The 18373-nt window shown below is 58.0% G+C and carries 14 protein-coding genes and 2 pseudogenes; 6 read left to right on the top strand and 10 right to left on the bottom strand.

Features of this window, described 5'->3' with window-relative positions:
* Positions 1-547: 547 nt before the first annotated feature.
* Positions 548-1057 (top strand): annotated as a pseudogene (locus SB772_RS14820) (NAD-dependent epimerase/dehydratase family protein); the annotation flags it as partial.
* A gap of 263 nt (positions 1058-1320) precedes the next feature.
* On the top strand, positions 1321-1596 hold the full coding sequence (locus tag SB772_RS14815) for a hypothetical protein (RefSeq protein ID WP_410833979.1): 276 nt from the start codon (positions 1321-1323) through the stop codon (positions 1594-1596).
* Between the two features lie 328 nt (positions 1597-1924).
* Here SB772_RS14815 and SB772_RS14810 read toward each other — a convergent pair whose 3' ends face one another.
* A complete protein-coding gene (locus SB772_RS14810; protein WP_410833978.1) occupies positions 1925-2281 on the bottom strand; it encodes a hypothetical protein in 357 nt (118 codons plus the stop codon).
* An 804-nt stretch (positions 2282-3085) separates the two neighbouring features.
* On the bottom strand, positions 3086-4735 hold the full coding sequence (locus SB772_RS14805; RefSeq protein ID WP_410833977.1) for a methyl-accepting chemotaxis protein: 1650 nt from the start codon (positions 4733-4735) through the stop codon (positions 3086-3088).
* 271 nt (positions 4736-5006) lie between these two features.
* Between SB772_RS14805 and SB772_RS14800 the strand changes: the two genes are divergently transcribed.
* Positions 5007-6107 (top strand): MraY family glycosyltransferase, encoded by a 1101-nt coding sequence (locus tag SB772_RS14800; protein WP_410833976.1) that lies wholly within the window; start codon positions 5007-5009, stop codon positions 6105-6107.
* A gap of 352 nt (positions 6108-6459) precedes the next feature.
* Here SB772_RS14800 and SB772_RS14795 read toward each other — a convergent pair whose 3' ends face one another.
* Entirely contained in the window at positions 6460-7353 is an 894-nt protein-coding gene (locus SB772_RS14795) for a hypothetical protein (protein ID WP_410833975.1), read from the bottom strand.
* A gap of 1460 nt (positions 7354-8813) precedes the next feature.
* On the opposite strand from SB772_RS14795, the gene SB772_RS14790 reads away from it, so the two are divergent.
* A complete protein-coding gene (locus SB772_RS14790; protein ID WP_410833974.1) occupies positions 8814-10652 on the top strand; it encodes a hypothetical protein in 1839 nt (612 codons plus the stop codon).
* Between the two features lie 400 nt (positions 10653-11052).
* Here the strand turns inward: SB772_RS14790 and SB772_RS14785 are convergent, their stop codons facing one another.
* Complete coding sequence (locus tag SB772_RS14785; RefSeq protein ID WP_410833973.1) at positions 11053-11319, bottom strand: methyl-accepting chemotaxis protein; 267 nt, start codon at positions 11317-11319, stop codon at positions 11053-11055.
* A gap of 161 nt (positions 11320-11480) precedes the next feature.
* Here SB772_RS14785 and SB772_RS14780 point away from each other — a divergent pair.
* Positions 11481-12299, top strand: a pseudogene (locus tag SB772_RS14780) (MraY family glycosyltransferase); the annotation flags it as partial.
* Between the two features lie 156 nt (positions 12300-12455).
* Here SB772_RS14780 and SB772_RS14775 read toward each other — a convergent pair.
* The 5 genes from SB772_RS14775 to SB772_RS14755 form a co-directional block, all read right to left on the bottom strand.
* Positions 12456-13223, bottom strand: a complete 768-nt coding sequence (locus tag SB772_RS14775) for a nuclease-related domain-containing protein (protein WP_410833972.1) — start codon at positions 13221-13223, stop codon at positions 12456-12458.
* Positions 13224-13226: 3 nt separating this feature from the next.
* Complete coding sequence (locus tag SB772_RS14770; protein ID WP_410833971.1) at positions 13227-13847, bottom strand: hypothetical protein; 621 nt, start codon at positions 13845-13847, stop codon at positions 13227-13229.
* A gap of 296 nt (positions 13848-14143) precedes the next feature.
* A complete protein-coding gene (locus SB772_RS14765) occupies positions 14144-14512 on the bottom strand; it encodes a hypothetical protein (RefSeq protein ID WP_410833970.1) in 369 nt (122 codons plus the stop codon).
* A gap of 9 nt (positions 14513-14521) precedes the next feature.
* Positions 14522-15619 (bottom strand): integrase domain-containing protein, encoded by a 1098-nt coding sequence (locus SB772_RS14760; RefSeq protein WP_410833969.1) that lies wholly within the window; start codon positions 15617-15619, stop codon positions 14522-14524.
* 900 nt (positions 15620-16519) lie between these two features.
* Positions 16520-16990, bottom strand: coding sequence for a hypothetical protein (locus tag SB772_RS14755; RefSeq protein ID WP_410833968.1), 471 nt, complete (start codon positions 16988-16990; stop codon positions 16520-16522).
* Between the two features lie 17 nt (positions 16991-17007).
* Between SB772_RS14755 and SB772_RS14750 the strand changes: the two genes are divergently transcribed.
* The gene (locus tag SB772_RS14750; RefSeq protein WP_410833967.1) at positions 17008-17196 is read left to right on the top strand and encodes a hypothetical protein; all 189 of its coding nucleotides are present in this window, start codon (positions 17008-17010) and stop codon (positions 17194-17196) included.
* Between the two features lie 316 nt (positions 17197-17512).
* Here the strand turns inward: SB772_RS14750 and SB772_RS14745 are convergent, their stop codons facing one another.
* The gene (locus SB772_RS14745; protein WP_410833966.1) at positions 17513-18175 is read right to left on the bottom strand and encodes an NERD domain-containing protein; all 663 of its coding nucleotides are present in this window, start codon (positions 18173-18175) and stop codon (positions 17513-17515) included.
* Between the last annotated feature and the right edge of the window lie 198 nt (positions 18176-18373).

Below are 18373 nucleotides of genomic sequence, written 5' to 3'. Positions count from 1 at the left end.
GGTCAGGCGGCACGCTACGGCGACTGGTAGTGGATGCACTCCATGAAGAGGGCGAAATACTCGCCCCAGAACACGCGCCAGTATCTGTGGATATTGGTCATCGGGTTACCTCAATAGTGACGGACTTGCAAGGTGCAGTCCAGTGATGGAAATGAAGATCGCATTCCTTAATCGTGAGCACCGTGCGGGCTAAAAGAAAGCCGTCTCTTCACCCGCCTGCCGCTCACTTTGCTCTAGGCAAGTGCCGCGTGTCATGTGCCGCTTGATCAGTGACGGTGGCGCATACGTCACCCGGAAGCCGATAACAGCGACACGACTGGCAAGCCGCCGTAGCGCACGATGCTCTTGTCGGGCGGAAAGAGATGTTCAGCAAGTCGTTTTCCCATTTTCGTGAGGATTCCAGTCTGGTTGATGTTGGTTGACGACCGTGAACCTGCTGATACAGCCAGCGCACAATCGCGAGCCAAGTGTCAGAGAAGATTCCGCAAATGCAACCAGACGCCGCCTTTACACGATGAGCCATCGGGCACAATGCGGAAGCTGAGGCTTCGCGGCGTTGAAGGCAGTCGGCGGATCGCCGCGAAGCCTATCGAGCACTACCGCAACAACCTCGTCAGTCTGCTGACCTTGCTCGACGTGATGCGCGCTCGATGTGAAGCAGTTTGTGTTCAGTTCGTCGGCGACTGTTTATGACGTGCCGAAGCGCTCGCCGGCCGATGAGTCGTTTCCGCTGTCCGCGACCAATCCATATGGGCAATCGAAGCTGATCGCCGTGCAGGTGCTGCGCGATCTGGAAATCTGGGACCCGAGCTGGCGGATTGCGACGCTGCGTTACCTCAATCCGGTGGGCGCGCATGCTAGTGCTTTGATCTGCGAAGATCCGGCTTGGATTCCGAACAATCTGATGCCGTATGTAGCGCAGATGGCGGTTGGCAAGCTCAAGAAACTACGGGTGTTCGGCGGCTAGAATGAAACGCCGGGTGGCACGGGCGGGTATAACTATATTCACTTGACGAATGTGGCGCGCGGACATCTGGCCGCGCCGGATGCGCTGGATGCTCTGGTCAAAGCGTGACGCTAATTTAGCAACCTCGGGCACTAGTCTGCACCCTGGCGGCACCTGGCACGGCGAGTGCACGAAAGTAAGGTCGACGCGTTGAATCGGTTCGGCGTTTCACCTCAACAATTCAGGTTCGAAGACAGGCTCGGACAGCGATCAACGCCCGCGATGCCGTGCGCCCGTTCAAACACTGTCATTCTTTGGTACAGCTGTTCAGGTGCACGCTATTGCCTGCACAGTTGGCGCGGGGCGTCGCTCCAATGGCGCATGCGGCCGCGATAGCGTTTCTCTGGACGACGGCGGCGCGCGCGAACGCGCACTGGCTTCAATCTGCGACGTTTCCCGAGTCGCTGGCGATACGGAAGCCGGCTGATCCGCATCAGCCGAGCGCGAATTCGCCGGTGCCAGATTGCAAGCGCTTCCAGTGGAATGGATGCGGCGATATAACCCGTTGCGCCAGCGCCTGTCACCTTGATGACCTCCGCGCCGTTGGATTGAAAGATGAAACGTTTGATTTCCATTTTGTGGTCCTGTGAGAATGGCGATCCGTCGCCACGGTGCGCAGCTTGCGAAATTGCCCGTTAAGTCAGGAGATCGGATGCCTACGATCTAACTGCTGCCGGTCGGTCTACCTACGTCATCGACGCAGGACAGGTCTAGGATCACATGGGGTCCACGAAACGCAAGTCGGGCTCGCACTTGGATGAAGAAGCAGATATGCGCGATTCCGTGAAGTGGATACCGGATTGACAGTCAGGGAGCGTCTCATAGCGGCCTGCGATGACAAGGCGTTCTTACTTGCCGTGCACTTCGTCGCGGCCTGTGGCGACTTTTGCGTGATGAACACATCACCAGCGGCATCGATTAGCGCTCGCGCAAATACTCCGGCCAGCGAGCATAGGTTGAGTCGCCCGATGCCCTACTCGTCACGGGTCTAATGTTCTCGCTCGGCATCCAGTGCACGCCGCACTCGAGCTGGGAAACGATATCCCAATATTCGTTCTCGATCGCGAGGCACTGGGCGGCGCGCGCGCCATCCGTAATGGCGTACAGTCGCCATTGGGCCGGCCACTGGCTCTCGCCTTCCAGGCGGAAGCGCAGTTGCCCATCGATAAGGACGTTGAAGGTGTCTGGACCGTCAGCGACTGCTTGAATGCGGTCTGTGTACCGCTGGCGAGTTGCGTGCCCAGGTGAGGAGACAGGGCGAGGGGGTAGTGACATGGAAATCTCTGTAGATTGAGGAAGTACCCTCAGTCTCCTATGCGCGCGTCGTCATGCAAGTTGGAAAATCGGTTGAATAAATATCCGTTTGCCTGGCGCTCCGTCATGTTCTAGAGATAATTTGTGCGTCTCCGTCAAGTAGGCAATAAGACGGGGAATCACCTAAAGCTATTTGGGGTTTCCCGCTCCTCCTCGCCATGCTCGTTCAGTCAGCATGGGCTATCTTGACGTACCGCCCGATGAACTCCGCACACATAAATCTGACAGCGCCCAGCGACCTTATCGCGATAGCTCGCGTAGTACGAAGGCACACGGGATTTCGCCGAGTGTTGTACTCGGACGGTGCGTGATTCCGTCAAGCGATCTCTTTGCAGCCATGGCTGACGCATCATCGTCAGGTAGAAAGACCTCTACTGAATCGCGAGCCACTGTCGCCTTACATTCCAGCGATTTCGTCGCCCGGGCCGCTTCCTCGACGGGCGCCGCATTGCGCTGCGCGACTTCGTCGATCTGTGAAGCGGCCTTGTTCCCCGTTCGTTGCCGTCGTCCTGCCCCAACGCGGACGCCTCAATCTCGTTCATCACGCGGGTAACGTGATCGACCGCGCTCATGGCTTCGTGAATCGTCCTCAGCGCTTCGGACAGGAGCGATGCGGCCTTTCACCTCCGCCGCCCCGCCCGAGCGCGGCGCGAGACTGCGCAGTTCCGGGCCACCACGGCGAGACCGCGCCGCGTTCACCGGCAGGCACCGCTTCCGGGCCGCGTTCGACGCGAGAATACCGGCCGGGCAGAGTAGCGTCAGGACTTAAATGGCCTGAACAGATGAGATGTTTTTCGGTAGCGATGCACGACTGCGGCCGCCGGAATCCAATGACGCTCGATCACGGGTGGCCAACACTGACGGGTTCCCATCAAGCCGAAATACCGCGACCGCATCGCGCAACACAGCCGCCTGTTCCTCCAGCGATTTCGCCGCGGCCGCGGCTTCTTCGACGAGCGCCGCATTGTGCTGCGTGACTTCGTCGATCTGTGAAACCGCCTTGTTGACCTGCTCGATGCCGTCGCTCTGTTCGTGCGCGGACGCCTCGATCTCGTTCATGACGCCGGTGACGCGCTGGACCGCGCTCATGGCTTCGTGAATCGTCTTCTGCGCGTCGGACACCAGCGACGCCCCCTCCTGCACCTTGGCGGCCGATTCGCCGATCAACTCCTTGATTTCCTTCGCCGCCGCGCCTGAGCGCTGTGCAAGGCTGCGCACTTCCGATGCGACAACCGCGAACCCGCGGCCCTGTTCACCCGCGCGGGCGGCCTCCACTGCCGCGTTCAGCGCGAGAATATTCGTCTGAAAGGCGATCCCTTCGATCATGCCGATGATTTCGGCCACCTTGCGCGACGACTCGGTAATCCCGTCCATCGTCTGCGTCACGCGCGACACCACCGATCCGCCACGCGTCACCGTGTCCAACGCGCCCTGCGCCAGTCGGTTCGCCTGCTTGGCGTTGTCCGCGTTCTGCTTCACCGTCGCCGACAGTTGCTCCATGCTCGCCGCCGTCTGCTGAAGCGCAGCGGCCTGCTGCTCGGTACGCGACGACAGATCCGCATTGCCCGACGCGATCTCGTTCGCGCCGTGCGTGATCGCCGTCGTGCTGCCGCGCACCTTCGCCACCGTCTCCACGAGGCCGTCGCGCATCTTCGTCAGGGCACCGAGCAACTGGCCCATCTCGTTGCGCGATTTGATTGCGATCGCAATCGTCAGATCGCCGGCGGCGATTCGCTCGAAATGTTTGATGGTCACATTGACCGGCTTGATCAGCGCCGCCGACAAACCGATTCGCGCCATCACACCGATCACGATCGCAATCGCACCGATCGCGGCGAACAACAGCGTCGCCACGCGGAAGCGCTGCGCGCCGGTTTCGGCCCGCTGGTGTTGATTGCCGACCTGCACGCGCTCGAGCGCATCGATGGCTTTCGAATACGCCGCGTAAAAGTTGTTCGCGGTTTCACCCTGGATGTTGCGGAAGGTGTTGAAGTCGAAATCGGTGAGCGCCTTGAACTCCGGCTCGATGGCCTTGTCGACGAGCGCGGCGCGCGCCTGCTCGACCGCCTGCGCGAGCTTCTTTTCCTCTTCGCTCGCGAACGGGCTCGCCATGTAGTTGCGGAATTCGTTGTTCGACTCGACCAGCACCTTGTGCGCGGCCGGCAACAGATCGTCGGTCTGCTTGCCGACGCTAAAGAGCGTCTGATACGTGCCGACAGCGAGCTGCACTTGCAGCAGCTTCTCGGAGCTCTCCTTCAGATGCGATAGCGCGGCCGCGCTGCGCTGCGTCTCGTCGAGGCTGCTATTCGCGAGCTTGAGCGCGCCGTAGCCGACACCGATCACAGTCAGCAGAAAAGCGACGAACACGCTGATGACCAGCGTCAGCCCGCCACGAATGGTGATGTTGTTTAGCATTGGGTCTCCGGAACGTCCTGTCGAGCGGCGGCATAATCGGGGAAGCGCCGGCGCGCGGTGCTGTTTCATGCGCCATTTACACTTCGCCGCATCCAGGTTAACGGCGTTCGCGCGTTCCCGTTAAATAGGTGGAATCCATGACAGGCAAGGCTTTGCGCGGCATCTTGGGCTCACTATCTGGGATATTTCGCGTAATCTACGCGAGCGCCGCTTTTCCGGGCACAGCGCGTTTCGTTTGTATAATTCGGCGTCTTCGCTCAGGCCCACTTTCATGCTTAGTTTTGCGCTCGGCTTTCTCGTTTCACTGCTGATCACGCTGTTGATCGTGCGCTATGCGCATCTGCATGAAAAATTCTCCACCGATACCGATCTGGCCGGCGTGCAGAAATTCCATGTACGCCCGGTGCCGCGCATCGGCGGGACCGGGATTCTGATCGGGCTGATCGTCTCGGCGGTGCAACTGCATCGCGCGTATCCCGCTGTGTCGGGCGGCATTCTGGGGCTGGTCGCGTGCGGCATGCCGGCGTTCGGCTCGGGCCTGGTCGAAGACCTGACCAAGCGCGTGTCGCCGCTCGCGCGGCTTGTCTGCACGATGGCCGCCGCCGCGCTCGCCTACTTTCTGCTGAATATCGCCGTCACGCGCATCAGCGTGCCGCCGCTCGACTTTCTGCTGTCGTATGCGGTGATCTCCTGCGTGGTCACCGTGCTGGCCGTCGCGGCACTCGCCAACGCGATCAATATCATCGACGGCTTCAACGGCCTCGCGTCGATGGTCGCGTTCATGATGTTCGCGTCGCTCGCTTACGTGGCGTTTCAGGTGTCCGATCCGATCGTGCTGTCGGCATCGTTCATGATGATGGGCGCGGTGCTCGGCTTCTTCATCTGGAATTTTCCGGCCGGGCTGATCTTTCTCGGCGACGGCGGCGCGTATTTCATCGGCTTCATGCTTGCCGAACTGTCGATCATGCTGGTGATGCGCAATCGCGATGTGTCGGCGTGGTATCCGGTGCTGCTCTTCATGTACCCGATCTTCGAGACCTGCTTCTCGATCTACCGGAAGAAGTTCATTCGCGGGATGTCGCCGGGGATTCCCGACGGTGTGCATCTGCATATGCTGGTTTATAAGCGGCTGATGCGCTGGGCGGTGGGCGCGCGCACCGCACGCGAACTGACGCGGCGTAATTCGCTGACCTCGCCGTATCTCTGGCTGCTATGCCTGATCGCGGTGGTGCCGGCGACGTTGTTCTGGCGGCATACGCTGCATCTGTTCTGCTTTGTCGTGGTGTTCGCGGCAACGTACATATGGCTTTATATGAGCATCGTGCGCTTCAAGTCGCCGAGGTGGATGGTGGTCAGAAAGGCGAAGCGGTGACCACACCTCGCCTTCGCGACAAAAACTGACCGCGACCTTTGCTAGTAAGGAAGGCCATACCAACTCGGCCTTCATGTGTGGCTGCATCGAAGGCATGCGCTCATCGATGAGCCGACGTGGCGATTGCTGGGATACGCGCCGACCGAAAGTCTATGGGGTTCGCTGAAGGTCGGACGCCTGCACGGTCGTGAACCGCCCCGAGTTTTCCGGACGGCCGACCCGCCAATGCTGGTGTGCACGATCTGGCGCACGCTCTCGTTGAAGCCCGGTGCATGAGTGACCCATGGTGCGACAGCCCAATCCGGCTGTCCATGCTCCGCGCAGGCGCAGCCTGCAAAGACACATTGCACATCTAAGGCCCAACTGTAATCAGGAGCGTGATATCGACGACATAATCCGGCGGTGGGGCTCCTGGCCCGAAGTCTCCCGTCAGATAGTGGAACCTGCCGCCATAGTGGATCGTGTGTGAGCCTGTTGGCAGGGGCTTCAGAAGCAGGTAGTACCCGTCAGCTACAGCTGTGCCAGTTCCGTAAATATGTTCCGGCTCTCCAAAAACCCAGCGCAACGCCGCCGTAAATGTGAATTGGTCGGTAGCGACGCGATACGCCGTAATATTGGTGACCCGGACGTTGTCGATAGTGACGAATAAGTCTTGAATGCGGTCAGCGAAACGGTCGGCAATGACCCGTTCGCCCCCAGCCGTGGTTGGCGTGTAGGTGCCGGGGGGCAGCAGTGTCGAAGAAAAAGTATCCAGCGTCCCCAGCAAGAGGGACGTGCCCGCCGGAATGACGTACGCGGACTGGTCACAAGTCTGCGGTGTGTTGGGGACGCTGAGCGCGTGAAAGTAGGAACTGGGCGTGGCCCAGTACCAGACGTTACCGCTTTGCCCGGCTGAGATGGGGCGGGTACAGTTGATTAGCGGGTTTGGAAAAAAGGGGCCGTTGCCTATCATATTTACCCACTGCCAGAAGGAGACCACCCACTGACGGTAGGTTTTCCCATCGAAGCGTGCATGGCGCGGAACAACTTCAACACGGCTCCCCGCCTGCGCGGCGGACTTGCTGACGGCGATATCGGCGGAGTCGATGACGGCGTTGTTTGCGACTGCCGCGCTGGCTGCGCCATCGGTGCCACCGCCTCCGCATCCAGCGGGTGCGAATGCAATCGTCGCGACGATCACCGATGATCGCAATGCCCTCGTGACTCGTGGAGTAAGGGCAGTGAGGTCCTGATCTGTATCGTTCATCACGCTCTCCTACCGCCTGCCTTGCCGCCAGTGGATCGCCTGTATCAACGTTTATAGTTTGCGGTTAAGAACAGCGCCAGACAAAAAGGTGGCGGCTTTTGCCAGATTTTTCACGAAGCATTCCTCAAATCCTGTTTCTCGCTCGTCTGCCGGAATATCTTCGTTACTAACTGAGCGTCGCGCTCTGGCGAACGGTCAACCCGTCACCATCGGCTGTGCCGCCGGGTCGCTATTTCTCGTGTGGAGACGCTCATACCCTATGATCGGCACCATCATGTTGACGGGGTGTTCGCGTAACATGACGCGAAGACGAAAGCGAAATCGCTTGATCACTGCCACCGGTTCCCACGCGACGGTCACAGCCATGCGGTGCGTTGGTACTTCAGGGACGGGCCATTCTTCGCGTCTTGGTAATAGGGATCAAATAGCTGTTTATATTAATAATATAAAAATGATTTCGGTTTACGTGAAAAAGATTCCAGACCGATGACAGATGTGTCTTTTCTCCGGGCCTTTGAGGTAGATTGTCCTCACGGGCCGCAAAGGTAGAAGGTGGGAGGACGATTTTGCCGCTCATTAATGAGATCGTCCTTTTCTGTACTGCAGCGGGTTAACGCTACCCGCATGAAACGCTTATAATTCCTCTGCCGGAAATCTTCCGTAACTAATGCCGGATCAGCATTAAAGCTGCCATCCATGGTTCATAGGTACCGAAGAGGTCATTTGCTGTAGCCAGACATAGTTTCGCCGCGAAAAGGTGGCGAATGAGCGGAATCGAGATGTCTGGTTGTTGTCAATTCCTGCGTCGATTTCTTTACCGCGGAAACCCGACGCACGGATCTTGGCTGTTCAGTTGCAGGATTGCGTTGCCGCGTCTTCGAACCGTTAAGGTTCGAAGACGGCGTCGTGTCGCCAAAGGAAATCGAAGAAGGTTTGCCTGCTCCGTCAGTACTCCTATGCGCTTGCCAGCCGCGATGCACGCAGTAGACGACGGCCGCCGTGAGCGTCATCCGACTCGCGTCCTACACCGGGTCGTCTGAGCTGCCATCACCCCGTTGATGCGTGTTTCGTCGCGCGTAGGGCGGATCGATGGCACGTGCCGACATGTCGGCTGTAGTTCACGCAAGAGGTGCGTAGGCGAGCGCTGCTCGTTGCGAGGAATGATTCTTCGAGCGCATCTGATTCGGCAAAGCAGTAAGCAGTACGTAATATATACCGAAGGTTTGCGAGCCTGGGCGTTTTGCGCCCTCGTGCGAATGCGGGGAGATGCAACCGATCCAAGCGGCTCAGGAAAGGGACACAGGCGGTGCGTCCTCCGGTGCACTTCTCCTTCTATTTGATAACGCCAAGGCGGGAAATGACCCCGATCGACCTTGCTGGACTTCGGGGAAACTGCTTTCAGCGAAATATACGGGACAATGATGAGATATTGGAAACTACTAGGGGTTGCATCGGCAACCGTGTTGGCATCGTTTGGTGTGGAACACGCGCAGGCTCAAACAACGCCGTCGCCGTCGGGCAGCTCGACGCTCTCGTGCGGCACGGCAACGCAACAGGCGGGCGGCACGCCGAATGGCCTGATCACGGCCGATACGCCGACTTCCGACGGCCTGCGCGTATTCCAGAACAACACGCCGTTCAAGCTCTCGATCACGACGAACTCGCCGAACGCGGATACCGTCGTGTGGTCGATTGCCGATTCGAATGGCGCGATCAAGACGCAGGGTAGTTTTCCCGTGAACGCCGGCGTGCAGACCAACACGATCTCCTGTACGTCGATGTGGTCGGGCTACGGCGCGCTCACGGCCACGCTGCGCGCGAACGGCGGCACGCTGCCGCACAGCGGCACGCGTCCGACGGGCATTGCGACGTTCGGCGTGCTGCCGAACCTCGCGCCCGTACTCGGCACCGTGAACTACGCGCATCAGGATCAACACCGCTTCGGCATGCAAGGCTTCAACGGCAATATCGCCGCGCTGCACGCACTCGGCATCTCGTGGACGATCGACGACCGTCAGCAGTCGACGATGGAGCCCAACGGTCCCAACTCGTACACGCCGAACGTGAACGACCTCGATCCGTTCTACAAGGCCAATCCTGATCAGATGCGCATTGTGCGTCTTGACGGCCTGCCTGCCTGGGACTCGAAGACGGGCCAGTTCAACGACAGCTACTATGCACCGTCGAACATGGCTGAGTTCCAGAGCTTCATGGCGAAGGTCGGTACCGATACGAGCCTGATCCGCGCGGCGAACTATCCGAACCAGCAAAAGAACTACTATCAGGTGACGTGGGAGCCGAGCCTCGGCTGGGCCGATAGCGACGCGAACTTCGTCGCCATGTACAAGGCGGCTTACCAGGGCATTCACTCGACCGACCCGAATGCCGTCGTGATGGGCACGGGCAATCCGTTCGCGGCCAATTGCGGCACCTGTACAACCGGCTATCTGCAGAAGTTTGGTGCGTTGGGCCTGTGGAATTACATCGATGCAGTCTCGACACATGGCTACTGGAATGCGGGTACCTTTCCGGCGCATCCGCCTGAACTGCAGGACTCGGATCCCGATCCGGCGAACCAGGCCAACGCGCTCGACAACCAGATGACGCAGTTGCGCTCGGTGATGCAGGCCGGCAAGCCGAACATGAAGCTGTTCTTCACGGAAGCAGGCACGAGCTACGACCCGGGCATCAACTACGGTCCGACGACTCCGTCGCAGAACCAGCTGTTCGCACATGCTGCCGTTGGCGTACGCTCGCACATCATCGTGCTGGGCGGTGGCGCGCAGATGACGACGCTGTTCTTCGGTCCCGACTATTCGGGCGAAGTGGGCTACGGTTCGTTCTTCGATCTGAGCGACGCGCAAGGCGCATTCGGTGCGTCGAATCTGTCGCCGAAGCCTGAAGCGATGGCCTTCGCAACGATGACCCGCGTGCTCGACGGCACGAACACGCTGGGCCGTGTCAAGGGCACGCCGGGGGGGATGTTCGTGTATGCCTTCCAGCAGCTCGGCGATGGCAAGGTCGTGACGGCCGCATGGGCGCACAGCAACAGCCAGTGGCCGACGAGCAATGGCACGTACAGCCAGACGTATTCGACGGGCTATTCGCTGCAGGTCGACAATCCGGGTACGTCGGGTAACGTGACGAAGATCGATGGCTATGGCAATACCTCGACGGTTCCGTACTCGAATGGCCAGGTGTCGCTGACGCTGACGGAAGTGCCGCAGTACATCGTGTCGAACAACGCGACGGTCGCGAAGAACAATTCGACCGTTCCCGTTGGCTACACGGGCCAGTAATCGTTGTAGTCAGTGACGACGAAGCTGCCGCTGAAATCTGGCGGCAGCCAAATACTCAACCGTCGCGAGCATCAGCGTGCCGTCGGTTTCGCCATGTGTAGCCGGCTCAATTGCGTGACTGTCTGCGATCGACCAAGTCGAGCGTGAGCCAATCAAACGTTCGTAGCATGAACGGCGTTTGGCATCGCCAGTGACCCAACAGCAATGCGGTATCGATCCCGGTTCAATGACGACCAGTAGCCTAGCCTGCTGGCGCTGCATATGAGCCGACGACGATCAGACTTTGCCGCGCCGCCAAAATGCGCAGACATTGTGCCCCGTTGTCTTCCAGATCGACGTTTACCATCCGCCGCATCATGTCGGCGAGCGCGCTGCAGCAGACGCTCTTGACGTCCCGTTTTTACTCGCCCGCACGCGCCGCTTCCACGACTGCATTCAAGGCACGTGTACTGGTCTGGAGCGCTATATTCGCGATGACGCAAGCGACTTCGCTAACCTTCAGCGAATAATCGGTAAGCCCGCTCATCCTTTCCGCGACGGGCGTCATGAGGTCGCTGCCGCGCGCTACGCAATTGAGCGCTCCTTGCGCGGAACGCTTGAATGGGCTTCGCGATGTCGGTATTCTGCTTCCCTTTGGCCGACAGATCTTCCATGCTTGCCGCAGCATTGTGCAAGATGTCCGCCTTGTGCTCTGTGCGGCACGACAGCTCGGCGTTTCCCGGGCAGTTTCGCTCGCGCGCTGCGTGACGCGCCGTCTCGTCGGTTTGCTGCTCGCGCTCGCCACCTCGGCACTCGCGCGCACCGCGAGGTGTTCTCGACGGCAGCGAGGTATCACCGATCGTGCGTCTGATCTGCACGATCGTCGCGACGGCCCTTGCTTACTTTATGCTGAATATCGCAGTCACGCGCATCAGCGTGCCGCCGCTCGATTTTCTGCTCTCGTATGCGGTGATTTCGTGCGTGGTCACCGTGCTGGCCGTCGCGGCGCTCGCCAACGCGATCAATATCATCGACGGCTTCAACGGCCTCGCGTCGATGGTCGCGTTCATGATGTTCGCGTCGCTCGCTTACGTGGCGTTTCAGGTGTCCGATCTGACCGTGCTGTCGGCATCGTTCATGATGATGGGCGCGGTGCTCGGCTTCTTCATCTGGAATTTTCCGGCCGGGCTGATTTTTCTCGGCGACGGCGGCGCGTATTTCATCGGCTTCATGCTCGCCGAACTGTCGATCATGCTGGTGATGCGCAATCGCGATGTGTCGGCGTGGTATCCGGTGCTGCTCTTCATGTATCCGATCTTCGAGACCTGCTTCTCGATCTATCGGAAGAAGTTCATTCGCGGGATGTCACCGGGCATTCCCGACGGCGTGCATCTGCATATGCTGGTGTACAAGCGGCTGATGCGCTGGGCGGTCGGCGCGCGCACTGCGCGCGAACTGACGCGGCGCAATTCGCTGACTTCGCCGTACCTGTGGCTGCTGTGCCTGATCGCAGTCGTGCCGGCGACGCTGTTCTGGCGGCATACGCTGCACCTGTTCTGCTTCGTGGTGGTGTTCGCGGCGACTTATGTGTGGCTGTACGTGAGCATCGTGCGCTTCAAGTCGCCGAGATTGATGGTGGTGAGAAAGCGAGGCGGTGATCGCAGGTAGCACGCCCGACAGAAACCGCCCCACCATACTTACCCGCACTCCGAAGGCTCACCTTCGCCGTGATCGGGGCGTGACTTCAGAGTCGCCATCCTGGTTAGCTGGCAGCAACAGCACTTCGAAGCGGCCCCGAACTCAGATCAGGACAGAGAATTCGTATCACCCTTGACCACGCGTGCGGCCTTCCTGAATGCGTTGCCGGTGTTCTACGAGGGCCTGTGGTCGCATGTCTGCATGCCGCAGAATCGCGTCGGCGACCGTGCGCACAGGCAAGCGCCCGGTTCCAGTATGTGCAAATCGCTGCTGGCATATCCTCAGATGCCTGTAAAGTTCGCCACGCTCAAGCAATGCCGCGGGAAGTGTTGGACCCACCGTTCCTGCTTCGTGCGAGAAGACGCCGAGACCTTCGACGATCCATAGCCGCGGCGGTAGCAACCCTCTGAGGAACCGCACCTTTGCCGCATTCTGCTTCATCGGCGATGTGCGCGCGAGCCGCTGTCCGTCAATCGCCGCGAGCATCAGCATATCGGCGCTTTCATCACGTGTGACCGCGCCAGCCCAATGCTTTGTTTCGATAACGAATATTCCGAACGGCGTGATCACTAGATGATCTATTTCGGCGGTCGGAAAGGCACTCCCCGGCGCGTGAATAGGAATGAGACTATCGAACACCAACCAGTCATCGCCGCATAAGCGTGCGAGATGCCTGTGCAGATCGCCTGAAATCCGCCTCTCTCCTTCCTCGCCGGGCGCCGTAAGCGGACACGTCCCTGCCATGGGGGCTTCGTAATTCAAAAAGCACTTACTGTTGCAGCTCAGATACGCCCACAGCAACAAGGCGCCGAGCGCGATTAGTTGTAATAGCATACTGGTTTCTCCTGTGTTGATATCGGTGAAGCCAGCGTATGCAGTCCTCTGCAAAGTCAAGGATCACGTGAGAATCCGAATGCCAGAAGGAAGCTGTTTTTCCGATGGAGAATCTTCGGTGAAGGCCTGAGACACGGCACGCGTCGTCGTACCAAGCGCACGCGCCGCCTTTCGCAGATTGCCGCGATGCTCCGTCAACGCCGACAGAACCTTGTCATATGCGAGCACGGGGATAGCCGCGCCGCCGCGAGCTGGCACAACGGCGACCGGAGCGGGTGTTTTGTGGCCGCACGACGCCTCTGCTCGCACAGTCGAATTGAGCAGCGCAAGGAGTGTGCGCTTTCTGATCCAAAGTAGAAACTGGCGCCAATGTACAAGTTTGGTCTGATCGTACCAGGTTGATTCCTGCGCCCTCCACCAAGCAATGAGGTAGCTTAAATGCTTGCCCTGGAAGTTCCACGGCGTTTGCAGAGCGAAGCCACCGGCGCGCAACGCCTCAAAGCCATCCAGGAGTTCCGCCACGCGATAACATTGTGTTTCGGGCGACACTGGATAATTGGCACCAGTTCTCCGATCATACTTCCAGTTGACTTTGCCCCTGGCAAGCTTACGAAATTCGCGCTTGAATTCGCCAGGCAGACTGCTGCAGGCAATAACGTATCGATAATCATAGACAACATGCATACCTGTTTTCCTTTTTAACCGGTCAAAGATCAATGCGGCGCAACGCGCCGGCTTTTTCAGGGGTTTATCACGACTGCGCGCGCCATCGACGAAGGGGAAAAGGCGGGTTGCGAAACCAGCGGAGACACGACATCGACTTAGCGGTCTGGCTTGCTGCGTATCACTCATCCATGGCAGACGAAGCGGACACGCTCGCAGTCGTGGGACCAACAGCCTGGATCTTGCATCTTCACCATCACTTGCACCGCCGAGGGGCTCAACGCGACCTCGGCCCGAGGCTTCGTCACCTACTAAAATCAGGCATAAAGTCTTTTAGCAAACCGGTATTTACCGCTTTTGTCATTGACAAGCCGTTCCCGTTTCACGCGAACGCTAAGCTGCGTCAACTCGTTGTGCGAGAAACCTGACTCGAGCAAAATCAACCTGACGCAGGTGATCTCCAACAGTAGCGATTCCACATCCAGATTCCCCTCTGAACGAGTTTCGATGAAGCGCGCAACCGCAGCTACACTCAGGTCTTCTAACTGATTCGGAGTGCCCGAATATTGAGAAGTAAAGTGTTCAATTGCAAGCCAAACGGTAATCGTGATAATGCGCATCGTGTCGTTGAGTCCGATTTTATCGGCGCAATTTCTCACTTGATGAATGAATAGAGAATCTGACATAGAAATACCTTAGGATTTAAAAAGACGCTTCTCGACTGAAGTGCGGCCGTGCAGTGCTACCTCATCGTCTGCGGGGCCAGCGCGGCCAATCGGATAGCCACTTAGCGCGCTATGTCGACGCTTTGCCACTTGACGGGCTGCTGCTCGCGGCAATTCGGCCGGTGGGTGGCGGTGATCATCTTCGACGTTGTGCAGCGATATATGACCTTCAAATTTGTCCCTGATAGGCTGGCAGTAGTGTCCAAGGATCATCTGGGCGCGTGTTGGACCGTGGCCGAGCGATTCGCTTAGTTGGACTAGAACATCATACGGGGGTACTCCGGCGTCCAGCAGCTCCAGCGCACTCCTGAGCGCATAGGTATAGCGAAGAGAATGGAAGCTTGTAGGACCGGTGACTCCGGCACGCCGCAGCAGTGCCTTCAGACGATTCATTGCCGATTTGAGAGTTTTGCCATTGCCCGTGATCAATTCCAAGTTATGTTCGCGACAGTAAGCGAGTGCAGAGCGTATCGATTCAATTGTCTGCGCTCGCTCGCCTTCGATGACTCGTACGTGTCGGGGTCTTGCGTTTTTCGAACCGCGCATAAGCGAAAGCGTGGAATCGCCGCGCTCGAGTGCATCAAGCCACATCGCTAGATCAGGCGAACACATCAACGCCTCTTTGCGTCGCAGGCCCAGATGAAGCGCGAGCGAAATCATGTGGGTTAGCCCATGGTCTATCCTCTTTGCCCGCACGAGCAACTCGTCAATTTCCGTCGGACTCATGGCCCGCTTTGCTCCTTTCCTTACTCGCCGAACCAGTTGAAGTTCCCTATTGCTGCAGATGTCATCAATGTTCCGACCGGCATAGCGCGAGGTGACTCGAATAGCCGCGAATATATTTGCCAGCGTGCCTGCCGCTTTGCCCTGCGCTGCGCAGTATTGGGCGTATGCATGAACTACCCATGCGGGAATCTCGCTGATCGATGAATGTAACTCGCCGACCTGTCTGGCAAACCGCAAAAGACCTGTCGTATCAAACCGCCTGTTCTGTTGTGTTGCAAAGCTACCGCCCGCCTTTTTGCTGCTTACCGCTGATTCGTGTATGGCTTTTGACATCATGCTCATCGGCTAACTCCAGAGTCCGGCCCGCGTCTCAACCCATGTTCGCGCGCGGGATACGCGAACACGCCTCCGGTCACGAATGGCTCGTGACACATCTGGACACCGTTGGATGTCTGAAAAAGCGGACTGGGCCGGGGTTACCCACACGCGTTTGCAAGGATTTCGAGATAATGGGAAGGGCCGGATGATGCGTTGAGCTGTGGGATCCGTTACCGGATAGGCCCTCGAGTGGAAAGGTCTTGGAAGGGGGCTGAATGCCCACAAAGCGATACGACGCCAAATTAAGTTGACGCGAGGTGCCAGGCGTCTGGCAAAAACATCGAGACACCTCTGCTGCACCGTCTTGGAAATGACGTCGTACTGGCGGGCGCTCGCATGATTCATCAACATCTGAAGATGAATGAACGCGAGGTTCATTTGACGGATGCCCCGCTGAGATCCCTGAGAAAAGACTAGGCTTGTTCGCCGTCGTGAAGGCGCTGGCAGCGTGCGGGCGTTGGGAAAACCGCCGGTAATTAATTATGCGGAATTGTCACGCAACCGGTCGCTGTCACGTCGGATTTCAAAACCGCGTGACAGAACTTTGCACGGACAGGTAATGAGTATTGGCCAAGTCGCCGACTGGCCCAGACGATACTTCTCTCTCTTGGGTATACCTTGCGCTTTGCCCAATGGCATTTCTCCCGTGCGAGACGACGTCAGCTCGCCGCAACGGATAATTGGCGGCCATCCTAAGATGGCGCACAAGACTCTGGCGCATCGCAATGAGGCTCACTATGCGGCAGGATCGCCGCAATGCCTCTGAGGAAGGCGCGGCATCGCGACCATTGATTGGTCTGACACCGCTGCCTTCCATCTGCACGGCTGCGGCGCCGCGGTATCGACCAACTGCGGCGCACAAGTTCATAAGCTTTGAATAGCAAAGCAGCGATGCCCAACAACGAGAAGTGCTATCGACAAAATGCAAAGTGCGACAGGTTCAACAAGGGACTTCCCGCTCAGAGCGGGAGTGGTTGCAACTTCAAGACAGGCTCCAATTAAAGCAAAGGCGCTAAGCATATGTGCAAATCGCCCGTTAAGTTTTCTCTGATCAGCGGACTGAGAAAAGAGGCGCTTGACGGTAAAAAGCGTCTCGCGACGAACAGCGGCATTGAAATCGATGAAATACCCGCGTCCAGAATCGTGCTTTACCGCGAATTGAACGCTACCATATTCAGCAATGAATGATTTTCTTCGGTCGAATTGATCAAGGATCTCTATTAGCGAGGTTAAACGTGGCGGTAACGTCACCTGCGCTGATTCGGGGCTCAGTAAAGCACGATCAGCAAGTACAGTCCCATCTTCATAGGACACTACAACACCTATTAATTTCATGGCTACTCCACTATTAAATGATTGATGGATTTCTTCGTAAAGCCAATCGCCCGATGACGATGAATGATCCGAAAAAAGCGTTTATCCAGAAGATGATGCCACCTTCCGGTGGTGAAAAAAGAAGTGACAATCTCGACGATCCCAAGCCGGTTTCCGAGTCCAGATCAGCATCAGACGCTGATGGCAAGAGAAAAGGCCTTCCGTGAATCGTACGATTCGTTCCAGTCGATGCGTTGAAAACGCGGTGTGTAAGGTGACTATAGCGCCCCTACGCACCACGTTCCACGCAGAAAGCTAAGGAAAAGAGGGGGTCTTTCCTCGTCCAACGAAATAGCAGGTGTCGCTCACCGCGTGCTCGTGTTACGGCGGCCGAACCGTCATCAGCCGTCTCACCCGGCCCGGAGTCTAGCGGCCACACGGATTTTGCTGGTTTCACATGAGTGCCCGAAACGTCCGTGCCGCATCGACTGGGACTTCCAGCCCCCTCGTTCCCCGCCATCTGCTAAGCGACAATTGGCAACTTCAGCTTTTTCCCCAATCCGCACAACGCGATTGCAAATGCGCGGAGATTCTGTCGGAATCGAGATATTGGGAATGGTTTTCGCGATAGCGCTTTAACCGAGTTCGCATGAAATGGTACAGCTCAGCCTCTTGCAGGATGGTTTCCGGCAACGCGGGATCAAGCACACAGTGCGAGGCAGAAAATACGGCAATGCTTTCAACGGGGCAATTGTATGCGCCTAGTGTCACGCGCAGGTGTCGCAGCGCGGGCTTTGCCCTGCGTAATGGAGATGTCTGCACGGAAACAACGCCAAGCTTTTCATGCAAAAGAAGCTCGTCAGCATTCATTGAGCTCTTTACCGTGCCCATCCAGTCGTATCGGTCGATGGCAAACGTTCCGAACGCGGAGACAGCAAGACAATCTATCCATGTTACGGGACTGCGTGTGCCCGGCGCGTGCTCCAACACAACTCCACGGCGTACAACGAACGCACTGTCGGTCATCGCCTTTAGCACCGATGCAACATGTTTTGCTAATGGAGAACATAGCCGACGTCGCTGCGACATCCATCCGGCGCGATCACAATCCAGCCGCCTAGAATCCATGGTTAGACCCTCGGGGCACGCAGCAATATTGAATGCCTCCTCGCCCGCTGAAGGAAGCAGCGCCTTAACCTTTTCCATCTGTTCTCCTTTCGTTAGCTGCAGTTTTCGATACCTTGAGCTTGCCTTGTGCAGTTGGAAGTCAAGGTAACGGCGCAACAAAAGGAGATCTGGAGCCTGGTAGCCATTGGTCGAGTTACCTGGCACCAAGGCAACGGCTGTGCCGCGCAGGAACTCAAACTTAAGTCCAACGGAGGGCAGGAATGTGATGCCCGCGAA

The organism is Paraburkholderia sp. SIMBA_030 (assembly GCF_046535245.1).
In the GTDB taxonomy this organism is placed as follows: Bacteria; Pseudomonadota; Gammaproteobacteria; order Burkholderiales; family Burkholderiaceae; genus Paraburkholderia.
The sequence above is the reverse complement of the archived record's forward strand: the minus strand, read 5'-3'. Positions and strand labels throughout refer to the sequence as shown.